This is a genomic window from Streptomyces sp. NPDC051180, from assembly GCF_040689545.1.
GTDB lineage: Bacteria > Actinomycetota > Actinomycetes > Streptomycetales > Streptomycetaceae > Streptomyces.
On the sequence record NZ_JBFBBC010000005.1, the window covers coordinates 96553 to 113568 of the forward strand.

Consider the following 17016-nt stretch of genomic DNA (forward strand, 5'->3'; position numbering starts at 1 on the left):
GCGTCCCTAGGGCGCGCTGAGGACGGTCTCGCCGACGTCGACGAAGCCGGGCTTCTGGGCGACGAGACGGCCCTGGCGGACGACCTGGAAGGTCACCTCGTGGTTGACGATCCGGGGGAAGCCGGGCGCGCCGAGCAGGTCCTCGTACTTCCAGCGCAGGACGGGCGTCAGGCCGCCGGTGTCGATGCGCGCGCCGCGGTCGAGGGCGTGGGAGATCTGCGCGGCGGTGACCCGGTCCTTGTCGAGCGACTCGACGACCTCGCGCAGCACCGTGTAGGCGATCCACGTGGTCTGCACGCCCGCGTCGGCCGGGTCGACCCGGTTGTCGGCGAAGGCGTGCTCCTGGATGACCTTGCGCATCGGCGCCCAGCTCTTGTCGCCGGCCTCCGGGTACCAGCCGGTGACGTACGCGCCCTCGAAGGGGCTGTGGGCGCCGCCGGTGCGGTCGATCACGGGCTGGCCGACGCTGCCGAGTACCGAGGAGATGCGGACGCCGCCCTCCTTGCCGTCCCCTTCCCCGTCCCCTGCGCCGCCCTTCGCCCCGTCGCGCCGCCCGCCGTCGCTCTCCGGAAGGCGGCGGAAGGAGTCGAAGAAGGTCTGGGTGCGCTCGCCGAGCACGGCGGTGACGCAGCCGTCCTCGCGGCCCGCCTGGTCGCGGGCCCGGTCGGCCTGGTGGGAGTACTCGGCCGCGTCCTCCAGCGCCGGGATGTCCGTGGCGCTGCGGTGACTCGCCTTGCGCAGGCCGGAGTTGAGGAGCCCGGGCAGCTTGTCGCCGGCGATGGTGTCGGGGCGGACGAGGGAGACCTTGCGGCAGGACGCGGCGAGCTGCATGCCGTGGCCGGCGATGAGGGACGCCTGCCCGCCGTTGACGGGGTAGGAGAGCGGGCTGGTGAACTCGTCCTCCGAGATCCCGTAGCCGCCGATGTACGGGATGCCCGCGGCCTCCAGCGGGGCCATGAAGGCGCGCCCGTTCTGGCTGTAGGAGCCGACGACCGCGACCGCGTTCTCGCGGACGGCGCGGCGGGCGCAGTCGGAGGCGCCGGCGGAGGTGTTCTGTTCGTTGCAGGTGAGGACGCGCAGTTCGTGGCCGTCGATGCCGCCCTGTGCGTTGACCCAGCGTGCGTAAGCCTGTGCCATGGCGGGCATTCCGGGCATGTTGGTCGCTCGGGTCTGGTCGGGCGCCCAGGTCATCACGGTGACGGGCTCCCTGGAGCCCCCCGTGGCCCCAGGGAGCACGCCGCACCCGGTGAGCAGCGATGCTCCGGTCGCCGCGGTCGTGACGTACGCGAGGAGTGAGGTCAGTCGCCTACCGGTCATGGGCATGCACATTTCCGCCTCATGGGTAACGCGGGAGTGAGCACGGTTCAACGGTGGGTGACGTGAAGGTGAATTACGGGAGCCGGGGCCGGATGAGGAGGGGGTGAGTCCGCTTATGCCGCAAGGGAACGTACGATCGAAACGTGTCCAGTCCAGTCTCCGGTTCGGTTAACTCTTCCCGTCGCGGCCGTCGCTCCTCCACCATGGGCGACATGCCGCTCAACGACATGCCGTGGTGGCGCTGGCGCATCAACGTGCGCTCGGCGCTGCACATGCTCTCCGACCCCGGGTTCCACGAGACGACCTGGCTGGCCGGCCTGGACGGGTACGGCGACGTCACCGACGCCGTCTACCGCCTGGTCGAGGACACCTGGCTCGACAACTGGTCCGCCGAGAAGTACGTCGGCGCGATCTTCCGCGACACCGGCGAGGCCGCCCTCGTCGACGTCGCCGTCCTCCGCGTGCTCCGGATCATGCACCAGGTCGGACCCGACGCCCCCGTCTCCGCCTACCTCCAGCACCACGGCTGGCCCGAAGCCGTACGTGCCTCCCGCGAGGCACACGTACGGATGGCACAGGCCGACGGGGAAGACCCCGACACCCCTCCGCGCCCCCTCGACGTCCTCCGCATCATGACCCGCTCCTGAACCGCTGCCACCCCGCTCGCGACCCCCTCGCGCCCCGCCCGCGAGGCGCTCGCGAACCCTCCCCCGACCGTTCCGCCTGACGGACAGGGGCTCACCCGGCGCACCCGCGTGTGGCAGGCTGACCGACATGACCGACCAGTACGTCCTCACCCTCTCGTGCCCCGACAAGCAGGGCATCGTGCACGCCGTGTCGAGCTATCTCTTCATCACCGGCTGCAACATCGAGGACAGCCAGCAGTTCGGAGACCGGGACACGGGTCTCTTCTTCATGCGCGTCCACTTCTCCGCCGAAGCGCCGGTGAACGTGGACAAGCTGCGGGCGAGCTTCACCGCGGTCGGCGACTCCTACGGCATGGACTGGCAGATCAACCTCGCCGACCAGCGCATGCGGGTCGTCCTCATGGTCTCCAAGTTCGGGCACTGCCTCAACGACCTGCTGTTCCGTTCCCGGATCGGCGCGCTGCCCGTCGACATCGTCGCCGTCGTCTCCAACCACACCGACTTCGCCGAACTCGTCGGCTCCTACGGGCTGCCCTTCCGGCACATCCCCGTCACCAAGGACACCAAGGCCGAGGCCGAGGCCGAACTCCTCGAACTCGTCCGCGAGCAGAACGTCGAGCTCGTCGTCCTCGCCCGCTACATGCAGGTCCTCTCCGACGACCTCTGCAAGCAGCTGTCCGGCCGGATCATCAACATCCACCACTCCTTCCTCCCCAGCTTCAAGGGCGCCAAGCCGTACCACCAGGCCCACACCCGTGGCGTCAAGCTCATCGGCGCCACCGCGCACTACGTCACCGCCGACCTCGACGAAGGCCCGATCATCGAGCAGGAGGTCGAACGGGTCGGCCACGAGGTCACCCCCGACCAGCTCGTCGCCATCGGCCGCGACGTCGAGTGCCAGGCGCTTGCCCGCGCCGTCAAGTGGCACGCCGAACGCCGCATCCTCCTCAACGGCCGCCGCACCGTCGTCTTCGCCTGACCCCCTCACAGGGCCCCGCCCGGTCCCTGTACCCCCGCCCTCGTGCGGGCCCCCGCCCGGTCCCTGTGCGCCCGCCTTCGCGCTGGCCCCTGCGCGGTCCCTGTGCGCCCGTGCCCGTCGTACGGGCCCCCGGCCCGCGCCCTCGTGCGGGCGCACGCCGTGGCTGGGACGGGCCCTGGCCGCCCTCCGTGTGGGCAATCGTCCCGCTGGGGCGGGACGGGTGGGCACATGGGACGGCGCGCTTGGCCGCGCCTCCGCCTCTTGTGCCTGGACCCGCACCAGCAGTGCGCCGCACGGGGGTGCGGGTCAGGGCGCGGAAGCCTGGGCCCGGCAGGGGGCGCCGTTCCGTTGTGCCCACCCGTTCCGCCCCAGCGGAACGATTGCCCACAACGGGGTGGCCCCGGCCAGGCGCGGGGGTGGGCATCGCCCCGGCGGAACGATTGCCCACAACGGGGGGGCTCGGCCCGGCGGAACGGTTGCGCACAACGGGGGCACCGGCCGGGGGTCGCTCGGCCGGGTCGGCAGGGCGCCGTGCGAGGGGCTCGGGCGCGGTGGGGTCAGAGGCGGCTGAGGGAGGCGGCGGCGGAGAGGACGTCGCGGATGGCCTCGCGGTCGCCGTCCTGGCCGGCCGCGGCCTCCTCGGGGGAGATGTGGCCCGCGACGAGCTGGCAGAACTCGACGCCGTCCATGGCGACCTGGGCGACGGAGTGTTCGGGGGAGCCGACGGCCGCGGGGGAGTCGAGGGCGATGTACCAGTGACCGCCGCCGGCGCCCTCGACCTCGAGGTGGAGGGACCGGCCGGGCGAACCCGCGGCGACGAGCTCGCGGGCGGGGGAGGCGAGGCCGGCCCGGCGGCGGCCGGCGAGCGCGGCGGGCAGCAGGCGGGCGGCGAGGTCGATCATGCCGTGCAGGTGGGCGCCGGAGGGCGGGGCGTAGGGGTAGGCGACCGCGGTGGCGATGTCGTCGGCGTGCACCCAGCACTCGAAGGCGCGCTCCAGGAGCGAGTCCCGCAGCGGCAGGGCGAAGTCCTTGTAGGTGACGGTGAGGTCGGCGACGCCGCGCCCGGCGAAGGAGACCGTGCGGATCAGGGTGTGGCTCTGCTCGCGCCAGGGCCCGCGCAGGGCGCGGTTGGGCGGCCGGTCGAGGCCGGACCAGAACGCCTCGGTCCGTTCGGCGGGGGAGAGCTCGGGGGTGCCGGCGCCCAGCGGGTCGTCCAGGCCGAGCGCGGCGGAGACGAGGCCGTCGACGGCCAGGAGGTGGCCGATGACCCCGGCGACGGTGGCCTTGCGGCGGACGACCCGGTCCTCCTCGTACCACTTGAGCCGTACCGGCGCGTGCCATTCGGATTCGCCGATGTCGCGCAGGAGCGCGTCGAGCCGGGCGGTCTCGGCGTCGTACGGCGTGGCCCAGCCGGGGACGGGGATGCGTGCGGGGCGGCGGCCGAGGCAGTTCTCCAGGACGCGGGAGCGCAGCAGCGGGTCGAGGTCGAGATCGCGGTCCTCGTGGAGGAGGGCGACGGCGTCGCGCAGCCGCAGGGCCTCGTCGGCGCAGGGCGCGCAGGCGGTGAGGTGGTCCTCGACGGCCTTCGTCTCGCCGCCGGAGCACGCGGAGAGCGCCCAGGCACCGAGGAGGGACTTGAGCACGGCGTGGCTGAGTTCGGGGACGTCGGGTTCGTCGGCGTCGTCCCGGGGGCCGTCGGTCCGGGGCCACGCGGCGGCCGAGAGGTCGGCGTGGTCGTCGGCGGCCTGGCGCGGCCCGGGTATCCAGGGGGCGCGTGCGACGTCGTCGGCGTCGTCGTCCGTCCCGCTCACAGCGCCGTTCCGTATCCGGGCGGGGAGGAGCCGCCGAGGGGCCGGGTGTTGGCGGTGGAGAGCAGCTGGAGGCCGAGCCGGAGGCGGCGGCGGGCCTCGTCGTCGGTGACGCCGAGGTCGGCGGCGGTCTGCCGGTAGTCGCGCCGCTGGAAGTAGGCGAGTTCGAGGGCGGCGCGCAGCGGGGCGGGCATGGAGGTGACGATGTAGTCGGCGCGGGCCGCGACGTTGGCGCGGCGGACCTTCTGCTCCAGCTCCTCGGCGGAGCCGAGCCCGGTCTCCGCGTACGCCGTGGCCTCGGCCTGCCGCAGGCGGTGGACGGCCTGCCGCTGGGTGAGCCGGGCGACCCAGGAGCGCATGTTGCCCTGCTTGGGGTCGTAGGCGTCGGGGTTCTCCCAGATGTAGCCGAAGACCTCGCGGGTGACCTGGTCGGCCGCGTCGTCGTCGTCGAGGACGCGGTGGGCGAGGCTGTGCACCAGGGAGGCGAACCGGTCGTAGAGCTCGCCGAGGGCGGCGGCCTCGCCGCGGGCGAGGCGCTGCTGCATCTTGCGGTCCCAGCGCGGTGGTGTGTCCATCGCCATCCGACCTGCCGCCCCTCCTGGTTGCCGATGCCTGCGCTTTCCTCTCCAAAGTAGTGCGCCGTGCGGACGACGTACGCCCGTTTGCCGCAAGTGCGCCCTTGACGACCTACCGGATGGTAAGGAACGCGTCATCCCCGGAATCTTTGGTTTCGCCGCCGCCCCAGGGGGGAGGCGCCGTTCCGTGACAGCGATCGAGGTCGACGAGGACGAGTACGGCTCCTGGACTGTTCTGCGGATCCGGGGAGAACTGGACCTGGTCACCTCCCCCCGGATACGCCGCGGCGTCCACGACGCCGTCGCGGTCGGCCGTCACGACCTGGTGGTGGACCTGTCGGGCGTCAGGTTCTGCGACTCCAGCGGGGTGGGCGTCCTGATCGCCGCCCGCCGGCTGCTGCGTTCCTGCGGGGGGCGGCTGCGGCTGATCCTGCCCGGCGAGGCGGACGGCGGCGGGGAGACGCACGTCGACCGGGTGCTGTCCGCGCTGGGCGTGCGGCGCCTCTTCGAGGTGTACGAGGACGTGGACGAGGCGCTCAGCGAGGAGCGGGCCCGAACCGCTCCCTGAGCTTGTACTTGAGGACCTTGCGCAGGGTCTCGTTGCGGGGGAGGGCCTCCACCACCTCCAGCTGCTCCGGCAGCTTGTGGACGGAGAGGCCGGCCTCCCGCAGGAAGGCCGTGAGCGCGGGGAGGGTGAGCGGGGCGGCGCCCGGGGGCTGTTCGACGACGGCGCAGACGCGTTCGCCGCGCTCGGCGTCGGGGAGGCCGACGACGGCCGCGTCGCCGACGTCCGGATGGCGGTGGAGGAGGTCCTCGACCTCCTTGGCCGAGATGTTCTCTCCCTTCCGGATGATGATGTCCTTGATCCGTCCGGTGAGCACGAGATGGCCGGTCGGGGTCAGGTGCCCGACGTCGCCGGTGATCAGGAAGCCCTCGTCGTCGAAGGCGGCCGCCGTCTGCGCCGGGTCCAGGTAGCCGCGGCAGACGGCCTCGCCGCGGAGGCGCACCTCGCCGCCGTCGGTGATGCGTATCTCCATGCCCGCGGGCGGGCGTCCCTCGGTGCCGGCGAGGTTCTCGGCGGTGTCGTCGGGCGCGCCCATGGTGATCATGGGGACCTCGGTCATGCCGTACCCGTGGGTGAGCTGGCAGCCCAGTTCCCGGCGGACGGCGTGGTAGATCTCCGGCGGCTTGGGCGCGCCGCCGCCGGCGAGGAGCCGCAGGGTGGGGATGACGGGCTTGTCGGGCTGCTTGCGCTGCTCGGCGAGGAACATGGAGTAGAAGGCGGTGGAGCCGCCGGCCACCGTGACGCCGTGCCGGTTGTACTCGTCCAGGGCGTCGGGCAGCGCGAACTGTTCGAACATCACGGCGGGGAACCCGTACAGCAGCAGCATCACCGTGTAGTCGGGGCCGGCGATGTGGGCGTAGGGGAAGGCCATCGAGCCGACGTCCGCCTCGGTGAGCTTCAGCGCGTGGGCGAGGCAGGAGCCGCCGGCGAGGAGCGAGCGGTCGGTGTGCAGGACGCCCTTGGGGTCGGAGGTGGTGCCGGAGGTCCAGTAGATCCAGCGGACGTCGGTGCCGGAGGACGGCGGTGGGGGCAGCACGGCCGGGTCGCCGTCCGGCAGGTCGTCGTACGCCTCCAGGACGTGGGGTGCGCCGAGCCTCCTCGCCATCTCCGCATGGTCGAATCCGCGCCAGATTCCGGGGACGGCGAAGAACTCGGCGTGCGAGGCGCGCAGGGCGAAGCCGACCTCCTTGTCCCGGTAGAAGGGGATCACCGGCGTCTGGACGGCTCCGAGGCGGGCGAGCGCGAAGGAGAGCACGGCCGTCTCGATGCGGGTGGGCAGCTGCCAGGCGACGACGGTGCCGGGGCGCACGCCCCGCGCGTACAGCCCGGCGGCGCACCGCTCGGCGCGCTCGCGCAGACCTCCGAAGGTCAGGACGCGGTCGCCCTGGAGCAGGACGGGCCGGTCGGGGGTGAGCTCGGCGCGGCGTTCGACGAGCTCCCAGAGCGTGCGGGAGTCGCCCAGGGCGTGTGCGGTCTCGTTCATCCCGTACTCCTCCTGGCTGACGTTCCGTCAGATAGTGCGGTGAGCGTAGAGGTCCGGCGCTTGTCGGTCCAGGGGTGCGGGGCTAGCCTGACCCCATCGGATCTGACGGGTCATCAGAAATGGGAGAGGGCTCCATGACGGAACTGCCCCGCATCATCAGCGTCGACGACCACGTGATCGAACCGGCCCACCTCTTCGACACCTGGCTCCCGAAGAAGTACCGCGACCGCGGCCCCCGCCCCCTCACCGCCGGCATCGGCGAGCTCGCCTACGTCGCCGGCAAGTACCAGATCACGATGGACCCCGACGGCCCGCCCACCGACTGGTGGATCTACGAGGACCTCAAGTTCCCGTACAAGCGCAACATCGCCGCCGTCGGCTTCGACCGCGACGACATGACCCTGGAGGGCATCACCCGCGAGGAGATGCGCCGCGGCTGCTGGGACCCCGCCGCCCGCCTGAAGGACATGGACCTCAACCACGTCGAGGCGTCCCTCTGCTTCCCGACCTTCCCCCGCTTCTGCGGCCAGACCTTCGCCGAGGCCCACGACAAGGAGGTCGCCCTCGCCTGCGTCCGCGCCTACAACGACTGGATGGTCGAGGAGTGGTGCGGGGACAGCGGCGGGCGCCTCATCCCGCTCTGCATCATCCCCCTGTGGGACATCGGCCTCGCGGTCGCCGAGATCCGCCGCAACGCCGCCCGGGGCGTCCGGGCCGTCACCTTCTCCGAGATCCCCACCCACCTCGGACTCCCCTCGATCCACTCCGGCTACTGGGACCCCTTCTTCGCCGTCTGCCAGGAGACCGGCACGGTCGTCAACATGCACATCGGCTCCAGCAGCCAGATGCCCGCCGCCTCCCCCGACGCCCCGCCCGCCGTCCAGGCCAGCCTCAGCTTCAACAACGCCATGGCCTCGATGATGGACTTCCTCTTCAGCGGCGTCCTCGTGAAGTTCCCCCGCCTCACGCTCGCCTACAGCGAGGGCCAGATGGGCTGGATCCCCTACGCCCTGGAGCGCGCCGACGACGTCTGGCGGGAACACCGCGCCTGGGGCGGCGTCCGCGACCTCATCCCCGAACCCCCCTCCACGTACTACTACCGGCAGATCTACTGCTGCTTCTTCCGGGACAAGCACGGCATCGCCTCGCTCGACGTCGTCGGCCGCGACAACGCCACCTTCGAGACCGACTACCCGCACGTCGACTCGACCTTCCCGCACACCAAGGACGTCGCCCTCGACCACGTCCGCGGCCTCGACGACGAGACCGTCTACAAGCTCATGCGGGGCAACGCCATCCGCATGCTCGGCCTCGACCTCGACCGGGGCCCCGCCTGATGGACCTCACCTGCACCGACGAGGAGGAGGAGTTCCGCGCCGGGCTGCGGCGGTGGCTCGCCGCCACCCTGCCCACCCTCCCGCCGAGGCCGGACCCGCTCGACTGGCCGGGCCGGCGCGCCTACGACTGCGGCTGGCAGCGCAGGCTGTACGACGCCGGATACGCCGACGTCCACTGGGACGCCTCCCCCACCCAGCGGCTGGTCTTCCTGGAGGAGACCGAACGCGCCGGGGCGCCCTACGTCGGCGCCAACTTCGTGGGCCTCCTCCACGCCGGACCGACCGTCGCCGCCGAGGGCACCGACGCGCAGCGCGCGCGCTGGCTGCCGCCGATCCTCCGCGGCGACGAGGTCTGGTGCCAGGGCTTCTCCGAACCCGGCGCCGGCTCCGACCTCGCGTCCCTGCGCACCCGGGCGGTACGGGACGGCGACGACTACGTGGTCACCGGACAGAAGATCTGGACCTCCCACGCCGAGGTCGCCGACTGGTGCGAGCTCCTCGTCCGCACCGACCCGGACGCCCCCTCCCGCCACCGGGGCATCACCTGGCTCGCCCTGCCCATGGACGCGCCCGGCATCACCGTACGGCCGCTGCGCACCCTCGCCGGATCCGCCGAGTTCGCCGAGGTCTTCCTCGACGAGGTGCGCGTCCCCGTCGGGAACCGCGTCGGCGACGAGAACGACGGCTGGCGGGTGACCATGGTGACCCTCTCCTTCGAACGCGGCACCGCCTTCGTCGGCGAGGTCGTCGCCTGCCGCCGCCTCCTGGGCGAACTCGCCGCCGCCGCGCGCAAGAACGGCACCTGGGACGACTCCGCCCTCCGCCGCCGCCTCGGGAGGCTCGCCGCGGAGTTCCAGGCCCTGTGGCGGCTCACCCAGGCCAACGTCAGCGAGGCCCAGGCCACCGGCGGCGTCCCCGGCACCGGCGGCTCCGTCTTCAAGCTCCACTACTCCCACGCCCGCCAGGAGCTGTACGAGGCCGCCGCCGCCGTCCTCGGCCCGGACGCGCTCGACCTCGGCCGCGACTGGACCCTCGACCGCCTGTCCTCGCTCTCGTACACGATCGCCGCCGGCACCTCCCAGATCCAGCGCAACATCGTCGCCGAGCGCATCCTCGGCCTGCCGAAGGGCCGGTGACCCGCCGTGGACTTCCGACTCACCGACGACCAGCGGGCGCTGCGCCGGGGCGTGCGGGAGCTGCTCGCGCGCCGCTTCGACCGCGAGGCGCTCCGGGCCGCCGTGGACGCGCCGACGCTCGACCGCGCGCTGTGGCGGGAGCTCGGCGACGCCGGGTTCTTCGCCCTGCGGCTCCCGGAGGAGGAGGGAGGCGTCGGCCTCGGCCTCCCCGAGGCGGTGCTCCTCTTCGAGGAGGCGGGCAGGGCGCTGCTGCCGGGGCCGCTGGTGGCGACGCACCTCGCGGCGGGCACCGTGCCGGGGGCGGCGGAGGGGTCCGCCGTGGTGACCTCGGTCGACGCGGGGCTGGTCGTCTGGCGCGATGAGGCGGACGTGGTGCTGGGGGACGCGTCGGGCGCGGTGCCGATGCGGTCCGTCGACCCGCTGACCCCGCTGCACCGGGTCCCCGGCGCCGGCGCCGCCGTCGCCGCCGGGGGACCGACGGCGGCCCTGCTCCACGCCGCCGAGCAGGTCGGGAGCGCCGAGCGGACCACGGAGGCTGCCGTCGCGTACGCACGGGAGCGTGAGCAGTTCGGCCAGGTGATCGGAGGCTTCCAGGCGGTCAAGCACCTGTGCGCGGGCATGCTGGTGAGGGCGGAACTGGCCCGGGCGGCGGTCCGGGCCGCCTCCGTCACCGCTGATCCCGTCGAGATCGCCGGGGCGAAGCTGCTGGCCGACGAGGCCGCCGTCGGCAACGCGCGGGACTGTCTCCAGGTGCACGGCGGGATGGGCTTCACCTGGGAGGCCGACGTCCATCTGCATCTGAAGCGGGCGTGGGTGCGGGCGCGGCTCGGGATGACGGCCGAGCGGGCCGAGGAGGCGGTGGCGGCGAGCCTGTGACGCTGCGTCATTCCGTGGTCACGGAATGTCGATACCGGGTTGTGTCCTTCGGCGGGGCCGTCACGGCCCGGAGTCGGCCTCCGGCTCCGGTACGCTCCGTGGGATGCGAGTCTCCGCCTGCCCGGATCGTCTGGGTGTCGCCCCCGGGGTGGCCCCCTGTCCGGGAATGCCCGGCGCTCGCACCCGGCGTTCGACTACCCGCAGCGTGCGTCGCACAGTATGGACTACGCGTACTCCTTCGCGCTGGAATATGCCCGAAGCGCTTGTTGCGGTGACTGTACGTCAACCATGCTGTCCCACAAGGAAATCACGTTCCGTGAAGGTGTGTTGTCCGCCGGTTCGGATGGTGTGAGCGGTGCAGGTGCTTCAGGTGCAGTTGGAGGTCGGGCCCGACCCGGCCGAAGTGGGGCGGGCCCGGAGGTGGGCGCGCTCGCGGCTCGCCGGATCGGGCATAGGCGATGACGAGCCGCTGGCCGACACGCTGGTGCTGCTCATCTCGGAGCTCGTGACCAACGCCGTGGTGCACACGGGCTGCCCGGCCGTGCTGCGGATGCTCTTCGCGGCGGAGGGCGGGGTGCGGGTCGAGGTCGCCGACACGAGCGACCGCCCGCCGCGGCCCCGGCACGCGCAGGGCGACGACACCAACGGGCGCGGCCTGGAGCTCGTGGACGGCCTCGCGGACCGGTGGGGCTGGCAGCCCGAAGGGGCCGGGAAGAGCATCTGGTGCGAGGTGGACCGGGTCGCCGGGGCCCCCGCGCACGTGCAGGCCGTGGTGTCGCCCGGACGGGTGCACTGTTGACGGTTCGTGTCGTTTTGCCCACTCTGGTGTGAGCGATTCGTGGCGAGGGGAGCCGAGGGCCGTGTGCCCTCGGCGTGTGCGGGTCGTGGCCGGGTGGCGGCGGCCGTGCCGTGCTCGGGGCGCGCGCGAGCGCGCCGCCACCCGTCGAAACCCGCTCCGCCTGGGGTTTTCCGCCTCAGAGGACGGCGACCGGAGCCACCGGCGTGCCCGTGCCGCCGACGAAGGGCTCCGGCATGGCGGAGAGCAGGAACGCGTAGCGCCGCTCTTGTGCACAGGCTGTGGACAGCTCTTCGAGATTCCAGTTCTGCCCCTGGAGCATCCCCATCTCGACCAGGTCGAGGGCGTGCACGGGCAGCCACAGGTCCTCGATCTCCGGCGGGAAGATCTCGAAGGTGAGCGTGTCGTTGGCGACCGCCGCGACGTCCCGCGCGTGGAACCACTCCGGGGTGCGGACCGAGAGCCCCGGTGAGGGGAAGGCGTACCCGTGCTTGTCCCCGGCCAGGTACACCTGCATCTGGCCCGTCCGTACGAGCACCACGTCCCCGGGTCCGACCGTGACCCCGCCGAAGTCGGCGGCCTCGTCGAGGTCCTCGGGGGTGACGGCGTGGCCGCCGGGCAGCCGGTCCAGGCCCTTCGCGGCGGCGACGTCCAGGAGGACCCCGCGGCTGACGACATGGCGGGCGGTGTGGATGCCGCTGAACTCGGAGCGGCCGTGCGCGGTGACGGTGGCGGCGGGGCGGCCGTTGTAGATGTGGCCCGAGTGGGAGGCGTGGGTCAGGGCGTCCCAGTGGGTGCCGGCCTGGAGGCCCAGGGTCACGGCGTCGTCGCTGGTGGCGACGGTTCCGGGGCCGAAGAGCTCCTGGTTGACCTGGACCATGACGTGGAGCGGGTTCACCCGGCCGGGGATCATCCCGGTCTGCACGCCGTCCTGCTTCAGGTCGACGGCGAGGGGGACGCGCCGGCCGGTGCGGACGGTGGCGACGGCCGCGCGCACGACCTCGTCGGTGACGAGGTTGAGGGTGCCGATCTCGTCGTCCCGGCCCCAACGGCCCCAGTTGTTGACGCGCTTGGCGATCTCGTGAAATGCGGCGGGGAGGGACATCGGGGCCTCCGGGGTCTTGTTTTCCGGTATCTGACGGACCGTAGAATCCTGACGACGAATGAATCTAACGGACCGTCAGAAAGTGCGGGAAGGGGCCGGGCGTGGGGAACTTCTTGGCTGGCAAGGTCGTCGCCGTGACGGGCGCGGGGCGGGGCATCGGCCGCGCCGTCGCCCTCGCGTGCGCGGCGGAGGGCGCGAAGGTCGTCGTCAACGACTACGGGGTGTCGATCGAGGGCGGTGAACCGACCTCCGAGGTCGCCCTCGCGGTGGTGAAGGAGATCGAGGCGGCGGGCGGCTCGGCCGTCGCCGTCGCCGACGACATCTCCACCATGGCGGGCGGACAGCGGATCGTCGACGTCGCCCTCGCCGAGTACGGGCGCATCGACGGGGTCGTCTGCGTCGCCGGCATCCTGCGCGAGCGGATGCTCTTCAACATGTCCGAGGAGGAGTGGGACCCCGTCGTGGCCACCCACCTCAAGGGCACGTTCACCGTCTTCCGGGCGGCCTCGGCCGTCATGCGCAGGCAGGGCACCGGCACCCTCATCGGCTTCACCAGCGGCAACCACCAGGGCTCCGTCGCCCAGGCCAACTACTCCGCCGCCAAGGGCGGGATCATCTCGCTGGTCCGCTCGGCCGCGCTCGGACTCCACAAGTACGGCGTCACCGCGAACGCCGTCGCGCCGGTCGCCCGCACCCGGATGTCCGCCAACGTCCCCATGGAGCTCAAGGAGATCGGCGAGCCCGAGGACGTCGCCGCCCTCGTCGTCTACCTCCTCTCCGAGCGGGCCCGTGCCGAGCGGATCACCGGCCAGGTCTACACGATCGCCGGCCCCAAGATCGCCGTCTGGGCCCAGCCCCGCGAACTGCGCGCCGGATACGCCGAGGGAGCCGCCTGGACCCCCGAGCGGATCGCCGACTTCCTGCCCGGGACCGTCGGCACCGACCCCATGCCCATGCTGGCCCGGCTGGAGGAGATGGCCCGCGCCGCGGCCGCGGGGGACCGCCCGAACGCCGCGGGGGACCGCCCGAACGCCGCCCGGGGGGAGTCGTCATGAGGGGCGTCGTGTTCGACGGCAAGGAGGTCCGGGTCGTCGACGACCTGGAGGTGCGCGACCCCGGGCCCGGCGAGGTCCTCGTCGCCGTCGCCGCCGCCGGGCTCTGCCACAGCGACCTGTCCGTCATCGACGGCACCATCCCCTTCCCGCCGCCCGTCGTCCTCGGCCACGAGGGCGCCGGCGTCGTCGAGGCCGTCGGCCCGGGCGTCGTCCACGTCGTCCCCGGCGACCACGTCGCCCTGTCCACCCTCGCGAACTGCGGGGCCTGCCCCGACTGCGACCGCGGCAGGCCGACCATGTGCCGCAAGGCGATCGGGATGCCCGGGCAGCCGTTCTCCCGCGACGGGCAGCCGCTCTACCAGTTCGCCTCGAACTCCTCCTTCGCCGAACGGACCGTCGTCAAGGCGGTCCAGGCCGTGCGGATCCCGCAGGACATCCCGCTCGCCTCCGCCGCCCTCATGGGCTGCGGCGTCCTCACCGGCGTCGGCGCGGTGCTCAACCGCGCCAAGGTCGGCCGGGGCGAGACGGTGGTCGTCATCGGCACCGGGGGGATCGGGCTCAACGTGATCCAGGGCGCCCGGATCGCGGGGTCCCTGACGATCGTGGCCGTCGACACCAACCCGGACAAGGAGGCCGTGGCCCGGCGGTTCGGCGCCACCCACTTCCTCGGCTCCACGGACGCCGTCCGGGACGTCCTGCCCACCGGCGCCGACCACGTCTTCGAGTGCGTCGGGCACACCGGCCTCGTCCGTACCGCCGTCGACCTGCTCGACCGCCACGGCCAGGCGGTCCTCCTCGGGATGACCGCGCCCAGGGCGGAGGCGACGTTCCTGCCCGCCGCCATGTTCCTGGACAAGTCGATCCTGGGCTGCCGCTACGGCTCCTCCCGCCCGCAGAAGGACATCGCCCTCTACGCGGAGCTGTACCGGACGGGCACCCTCCTCCTCGACGAGCTGGTCACCCGGACCTACCCCGTCGAGGAGTTCGCCCGGGCCGCCGAGGACGCCGAACGGGGCAGGGTCGCCCGAGGCGTCCTCACCTTCTGAGGCCGGGCGGAGCAGGCGGGGCCGGCCCGCCCGCCCCCGGACGGGGCGCGGTCGAAACGCACTGGGCACCAGGGCCGTAGGCCGTTACGGTCCTGGACATGTCCTACCGCGAGCTCGCCACCCGCCCCGTCCTCGCCTGGTCCGCCGTCACCGTCACCGGCCGGCTGCCCGTCGCCATGGCACCGCTCGCGCTGGTGTTCCTCGTCCGGGAAAGGCCCGGCGGGTACACCCTCGGGGCCGTGCTCGCCGCGGCGTACGTGCTCGGCGAGATCGTCGCCGCGCCCGTCCTCGGGCTGCGGATGCGGGCCGAGCGGGCACGGCCGCAGCTGGTGGCCGGACTCGCCGTCGGAGCCCTGGGGTTCGCCGGACTCGGGGCCGTCCCGCAGGCCCACCCCGCCGTCCTCGCCGCGCTCGCGGTGTGCGCCGGGGCGGGTCCCGCCGCCGTGCCGGGCGGGCTGCGGGCGATGCTCACCAGCCTCGTGCCGGAGCGCGCCGTCACCCAGGCGATGAGCATGGAGTCCGTGCTGACCTTCGCCATCTGGGCGGCGGCCCCCGCGCTCGCCACCGGCCTCGCGCTCGGCGTCGACCCGGCCGTGCCGCTGCTGCTCCAGGGCGTCCTGATGGGCCTGTCGGTCGCCGGGCTCTGGCTGCTGCCGGCCGGCTGGGCGGCGGCGGAGCCCGCCAAGGGGGCCGAAGCGCGACGGGCCCTCCTGCGGGTCTGGCCCATCTACGTCCTCGGAGCCGGCGCCCTCACCCTCCTCGCCCTCGCCGAACTGATCCTGCCCGCCCTGCTCGAACAGCGCGGCATCGGCATCGGCTGGGCGGGCCCGCTGCTCGCCGGCTTCTCGGTCGGCTCGGCGGTCGGCGCGTTCCTGTACGGGCTGCGCGGCGGCGGCTGGCCCGGCTCGCTGCCGGTGCAGTCCGTCGTCCTGATCACGGGCGTGACCGCCGGGGTCGCCCTCGTCGCCGTGCTGCCCGGCGCGCCCGCCGTCGGCGTCGCCCTCGCGGCCTCCGGGCTGCTCATGGCGCCCGCCATGCTGACCCGCAACCTCGCCCTGCGCGAACTCCTCCCGCCGTCCGCGCTCGCCGCCGGGTACTCCGTGATGTACGCGGCCGTCGGCGCGGGGTACGCCCTCAGCGGCACCCTCGCGGGCGCCCTCCTGAAGGTGGTGGCGCCGTCGACGGCGATCCTCTGCGGGGTGGGCCTGACGGTGCTGCTGACGACGGTCGGCGCGGTGGGCGAGCGGCGCATCGCGCGCGGCGGCGGCGCGCCGGAGGTTCAGACGGCGTCGGCGCCGGCCCGGAAGGTCCGGCGGTAGGCCGTCGGCGTCACCCCGATCGCGCTCATCAGATGCACCCGCAGCGACTGCGCGGTGCCGAAGCCGGCGTCCCGGGCGATCCGGTCGACGGGCAGCCCGGTGGACTCCAGGAGGTGCCGGGCGCGTTCGACGCGCTGCTGGGTGAGCCACTGGCCGGGGCTGATGCCCACCTCGTCGCGGAAGCGGCGGGTGAACGTCCGCACGCTCATCGACTCCTTCCCGGCGAGGTCCCGCAGCTGGATCGGCTCGTGGAGGTGGGCGAGCGCCCAGGCCCGCGCCGTGGTCGTGGTGTGCGTGCCCGCCTCGGGCAGGGGCCGCTCGATGTACTGGGCCTGGCCGCCGTCCCGGTGCGGCGGCACGACCGTCCGGCGGGCGACGTCGTTGGCGACGGCCGTGCCGTGGTCGCGGCGCACGATGTGCAGGCAGAGGTCGATGCCGGCGGCCACGCCCGCGGAGGTGAGGACGTCGCCGTCGTCGACGAAGAGGACGTCCGCGTCGACCCGGACGCTCGGGAAGAGCCGCTGGAAGTGCGCGGCCGAGGACCAGTGGGTGGTGGCCGGTCGGCCGTCGAGGTAGCCGGCGGCGGCCAGCACGTACCCGCCGGTACAGATGGAGACGAGCCGGGTGCCGGGCCGGATGTGCGCGAGCGCGGCCGCCAGCTCCTCGGTGAGCCTGCCCTCGGCGTAGACCGGCCCGAGTTCGTACGAGGCGGGAACCACGACCGTGTCGGCGGTGGCGAGGATCTCGGGGCCGTGCTCCACGTACACCGCGAAGTCGGCGTCGGTGGGCACCGGGCCCGCCGCCGTCGAGCAGGTGACGATCTCGTACAGCGGCCGCCCCTCGGCGTCCTTGGCACGGCCGAAGATCCGGTGCGGGATGCCGAGCTCGAAGGGGAGGAGCCCGGGCAGGGCGAGGACGGCGACGCGGTGCGGACGGTGCACGGGCGGTACTCCTCCGAAATTCGGTGGTGGT

Annotated in this window: 16 protein-coding genes; 10 read left to right on the plus strand and 6 right to left on the minus strand. The window is 73.3% G+C overall.

Annotated features, from left to right (window positions below; genetic code table 11):
* Positions 1 to 6: 6 nt before the first annotated feature.
* A complete protein-coding gene (locus AB0424_RS11745) occupies positions 7 to 1329 on the minus strand; it encodes an ABC transporter substrate-binding protein (RefSeq protein WP_366304318.1) in 1323 nt (440 codons plus the stop codon).
* Between the two features lie 191 nt (positions 1330 to 1520).
* Between AB0424_RS11745 and AB0424_RS11750 the strand changes: the two genes are divergently transcribed.
* Together AB0424_RS11750 and purU are read left to right on the plus strand one after the other, a co-directional pair.
* Positions 1521 to 1964 (plus strand): hypothetical protein, encoded by a 444-nt coding sequence (locus tag AB0424_RS11750; protein ID WP_366304773.1) that lies wholly within the window; start codon positions 1521 to 1523, stop codon positions 1962 to 1964.
* A 127-nt stretch (positions 1965 to 2091) separates the two neighbouring features.
* Entirely contained in the window at positions 2092 to 2943 is an 852-nt protein-coding gene (gene purU / locus AB0424_RS11755; protein WP_366304320.1) for a formyltetrahydrofolate deformylase, read from the plus strand.
* Between the two features lie 557 nt (positions 2944 to 3500).
* On the opposite strand, the gene AB0424_RS11760 is transcribed toward purU, so the two are convergent.
* Both AB0424_RS11760 and AB0424_RS11765 read right to left on the minus strand, forming a co-directional pair.
* The gene (locus tag AB0424_RS11760) at positions 3501 to 4754 is read right to left on the minus strand and encodes a maleylpyruvate isomerase N-terminal domain-containing protein (protein WP_366304322.1); all 1254 of its coding nucleotides are present in this window, start codon (positions 4752 to 4754) and stop codon (positions 3501 to 3503) included.
* Positions 4751 to 5332 (minus strand): sigma-70 family RNA polymerase sigma factor, encoded by a 582-nt coding sequence (locus AB0424_RS11765; RefSeq protein WP_366304323.1) that lies wholly within the window; start codon positions 5330 to 5332, stop codon positions 4751 to 4753. Before AB0424_RS11765 ends, AB0424_RS11760 begins: the two co-directional genes overlap by 4 nt.
* 181 nt (positions 5333 to 5513) lie before the next feature.
* Here AB0424_RS11765 and AB0424_RS11770 point away from each other — a divergent pair, with 181 nt between their 5' ends.
* Positions 5514 to 5894 carry an STAS domain-containing protein gene (locus AB0424_RS11770; protein WP_366304325.1) on the plus strand — a complete coding sequence of 127 codons (381 nt, stop codon included), beginning with the start codon at positions 5514 to 5516 and terminating at the stop codon, positions 5892 to 5894.
* Here AB0424_RS11770 and AB0424_RS11775 read toward each other — a convergent pair.
* The gene (locus tag AB0424_RS11775; protein ID WP_366304327.1) at positions 5863 to 7374 is read right to left on the minus strand and encodes an AMP-binding protein; all 1512 of its coding nucleotides are present in this window, start codon (positions 7372 to 7374) and stop codon (positions 5863 to 5865) included. The two genes, AB0424_RS11770 and AB0424_RS11775, sit on opposite strands and share 32 nt — an antisense overlap.
* A gap of 134 nt (positions 7375 to 7508) precedes the next feature.
* On the opposite strand from AB0424_RS11775, the gene AB0424_RS11780 reads away from it, so the two are divergent.
* The 4 genes from AB0424_RS11780 to AB0424_RS11795 all read left to right on the plus strand — a co-directional run bounded on the left by AB0424_RS11780 (position 7509) and on the right by AB0424_RS11795 (position 11522).
* Complete coding sequence (locus AB0424_RS11780; protein WP_366304329.1) at positions 7509 to 8711, plus strand: amidohydrolase family protein; 1203 nt, start codon at positions 7509 to 7511, stop codon at positions 8709 to 8711.
* Positions 8711 to 9847, plus strand: coding sequence for an acyl-CoA dehydrogenase (locus AB0424_RS11785; RefSeq protein WP_366304331.1), 1137 nt, complete (start codon positions 8711 to 8713; stop codon positions 9845 to 9847). Before AB0424_RS11780 ends, AB0424_RS11785 begins: the two co-directional genes overlap by 1 nt.
* 6 nt (positions 9848 to 9853) lie before the next feature.
* Positions 9854 to 10723: an acyl-CoA dehydrogenase family protein gene (locus AB0424_RS11790; protein WP_366304333.1), complete on the plus strand. Its 870-nt coding sequence runs from the start codon at positions 9854 to 9856 to the stop codon at positions 10721 to 10723.
* A 355-nt stretch (positions 10724 to 11078) separates the two neighbouring features.
* Entirely contained in the window at positions 11079 to 11522 is a 444-nt protein-coding gene (locus tag AB0424_RS11795) for an ATP-binding protein (RefSeq protein ID WP_366304335.1), read from the plus strand.
* A gap of 175 nt (positions 11523 to 11697) precedes the next feature.
* Here AB0424_RS11795 and AB0424_RS11800 read toward each other — a convergent pair whose 3' ends face one another.
* Positions 11698 to 12624, minus strand: coding sequence for a cyclase family protein (locus AB0424_RS11800; protein WP_366304337.1), 927 nt, complete (start codon positions 12622 to 12624; stop codon positions 11698 to 11700).
* A gap of 101 nt (positions 12625 to 12725) precedes the next feature.
* Here AB0424_RS11800 and AB0424_RS11805 point away from each other — a divergent pair, with 101 nt between their 5' ends.
* From AB0424_RS11805 to AB0424_RS11815, 3 genes are all read left to right on the plus strand, one after another.
* Complete coding sequence (locus tag AB0424_RS11805) at positions 12726 to 13679, plus strand: SDR family oxidoreductase (protein WP_366304338.1); 954 nt, start codon at positions 12726 to 12728, stop codon at positions 13677 to 13679.
* Positions 13676 to 14725, plus strand: coding sequence for an alcohol dehydrogenase catalytic domain-containing protein (locus AB0424_RS11810; protein ID WP_366304340.1), 1050 nt, complete (start codon positions 13676 to 13678; stop codon positions 14723 to 14725). Before AB0424_RS11805 ends, AB0424_RS11810 begins: the two co-directional genes overlap by 4 nt.
* Positions 14726 to 14823: 98 nt before the next feature.
* Positions 14824 to 16044: an MFS transporter gene (locus AB0424_RS11815; protein ID WP_366304342.1), complete on the plus strand. Its 1221-nt coding sequence runs from the start codon at positions 14824 to 14826 to the stop codon at positions 16042 to 16044.
* Here the strand turns inward: AB0424_RS11815 and AB0424_RS11820 are convergent.
* Positions 16005 to 16985 carry a helix-turn-helix domain-containing protein gene (locus tag AB0424_RS11820; RefSeq protein WP_366304344.1) on the minus strand — a complete coding sequence of 327 codons (981 nt, stop codon included), beginning with the start codon at positions 16983 to 16985 and terminating at the stop codon, positions 16005 to 16007. The two genes, AB0424_RS11815 and AB0424_RS11820, sit on opposite strands and share 40 nt — an antisense overlap.
* Between the last annotated feature and the right edge of the window lie 31 nt (positions 16986 to 17016).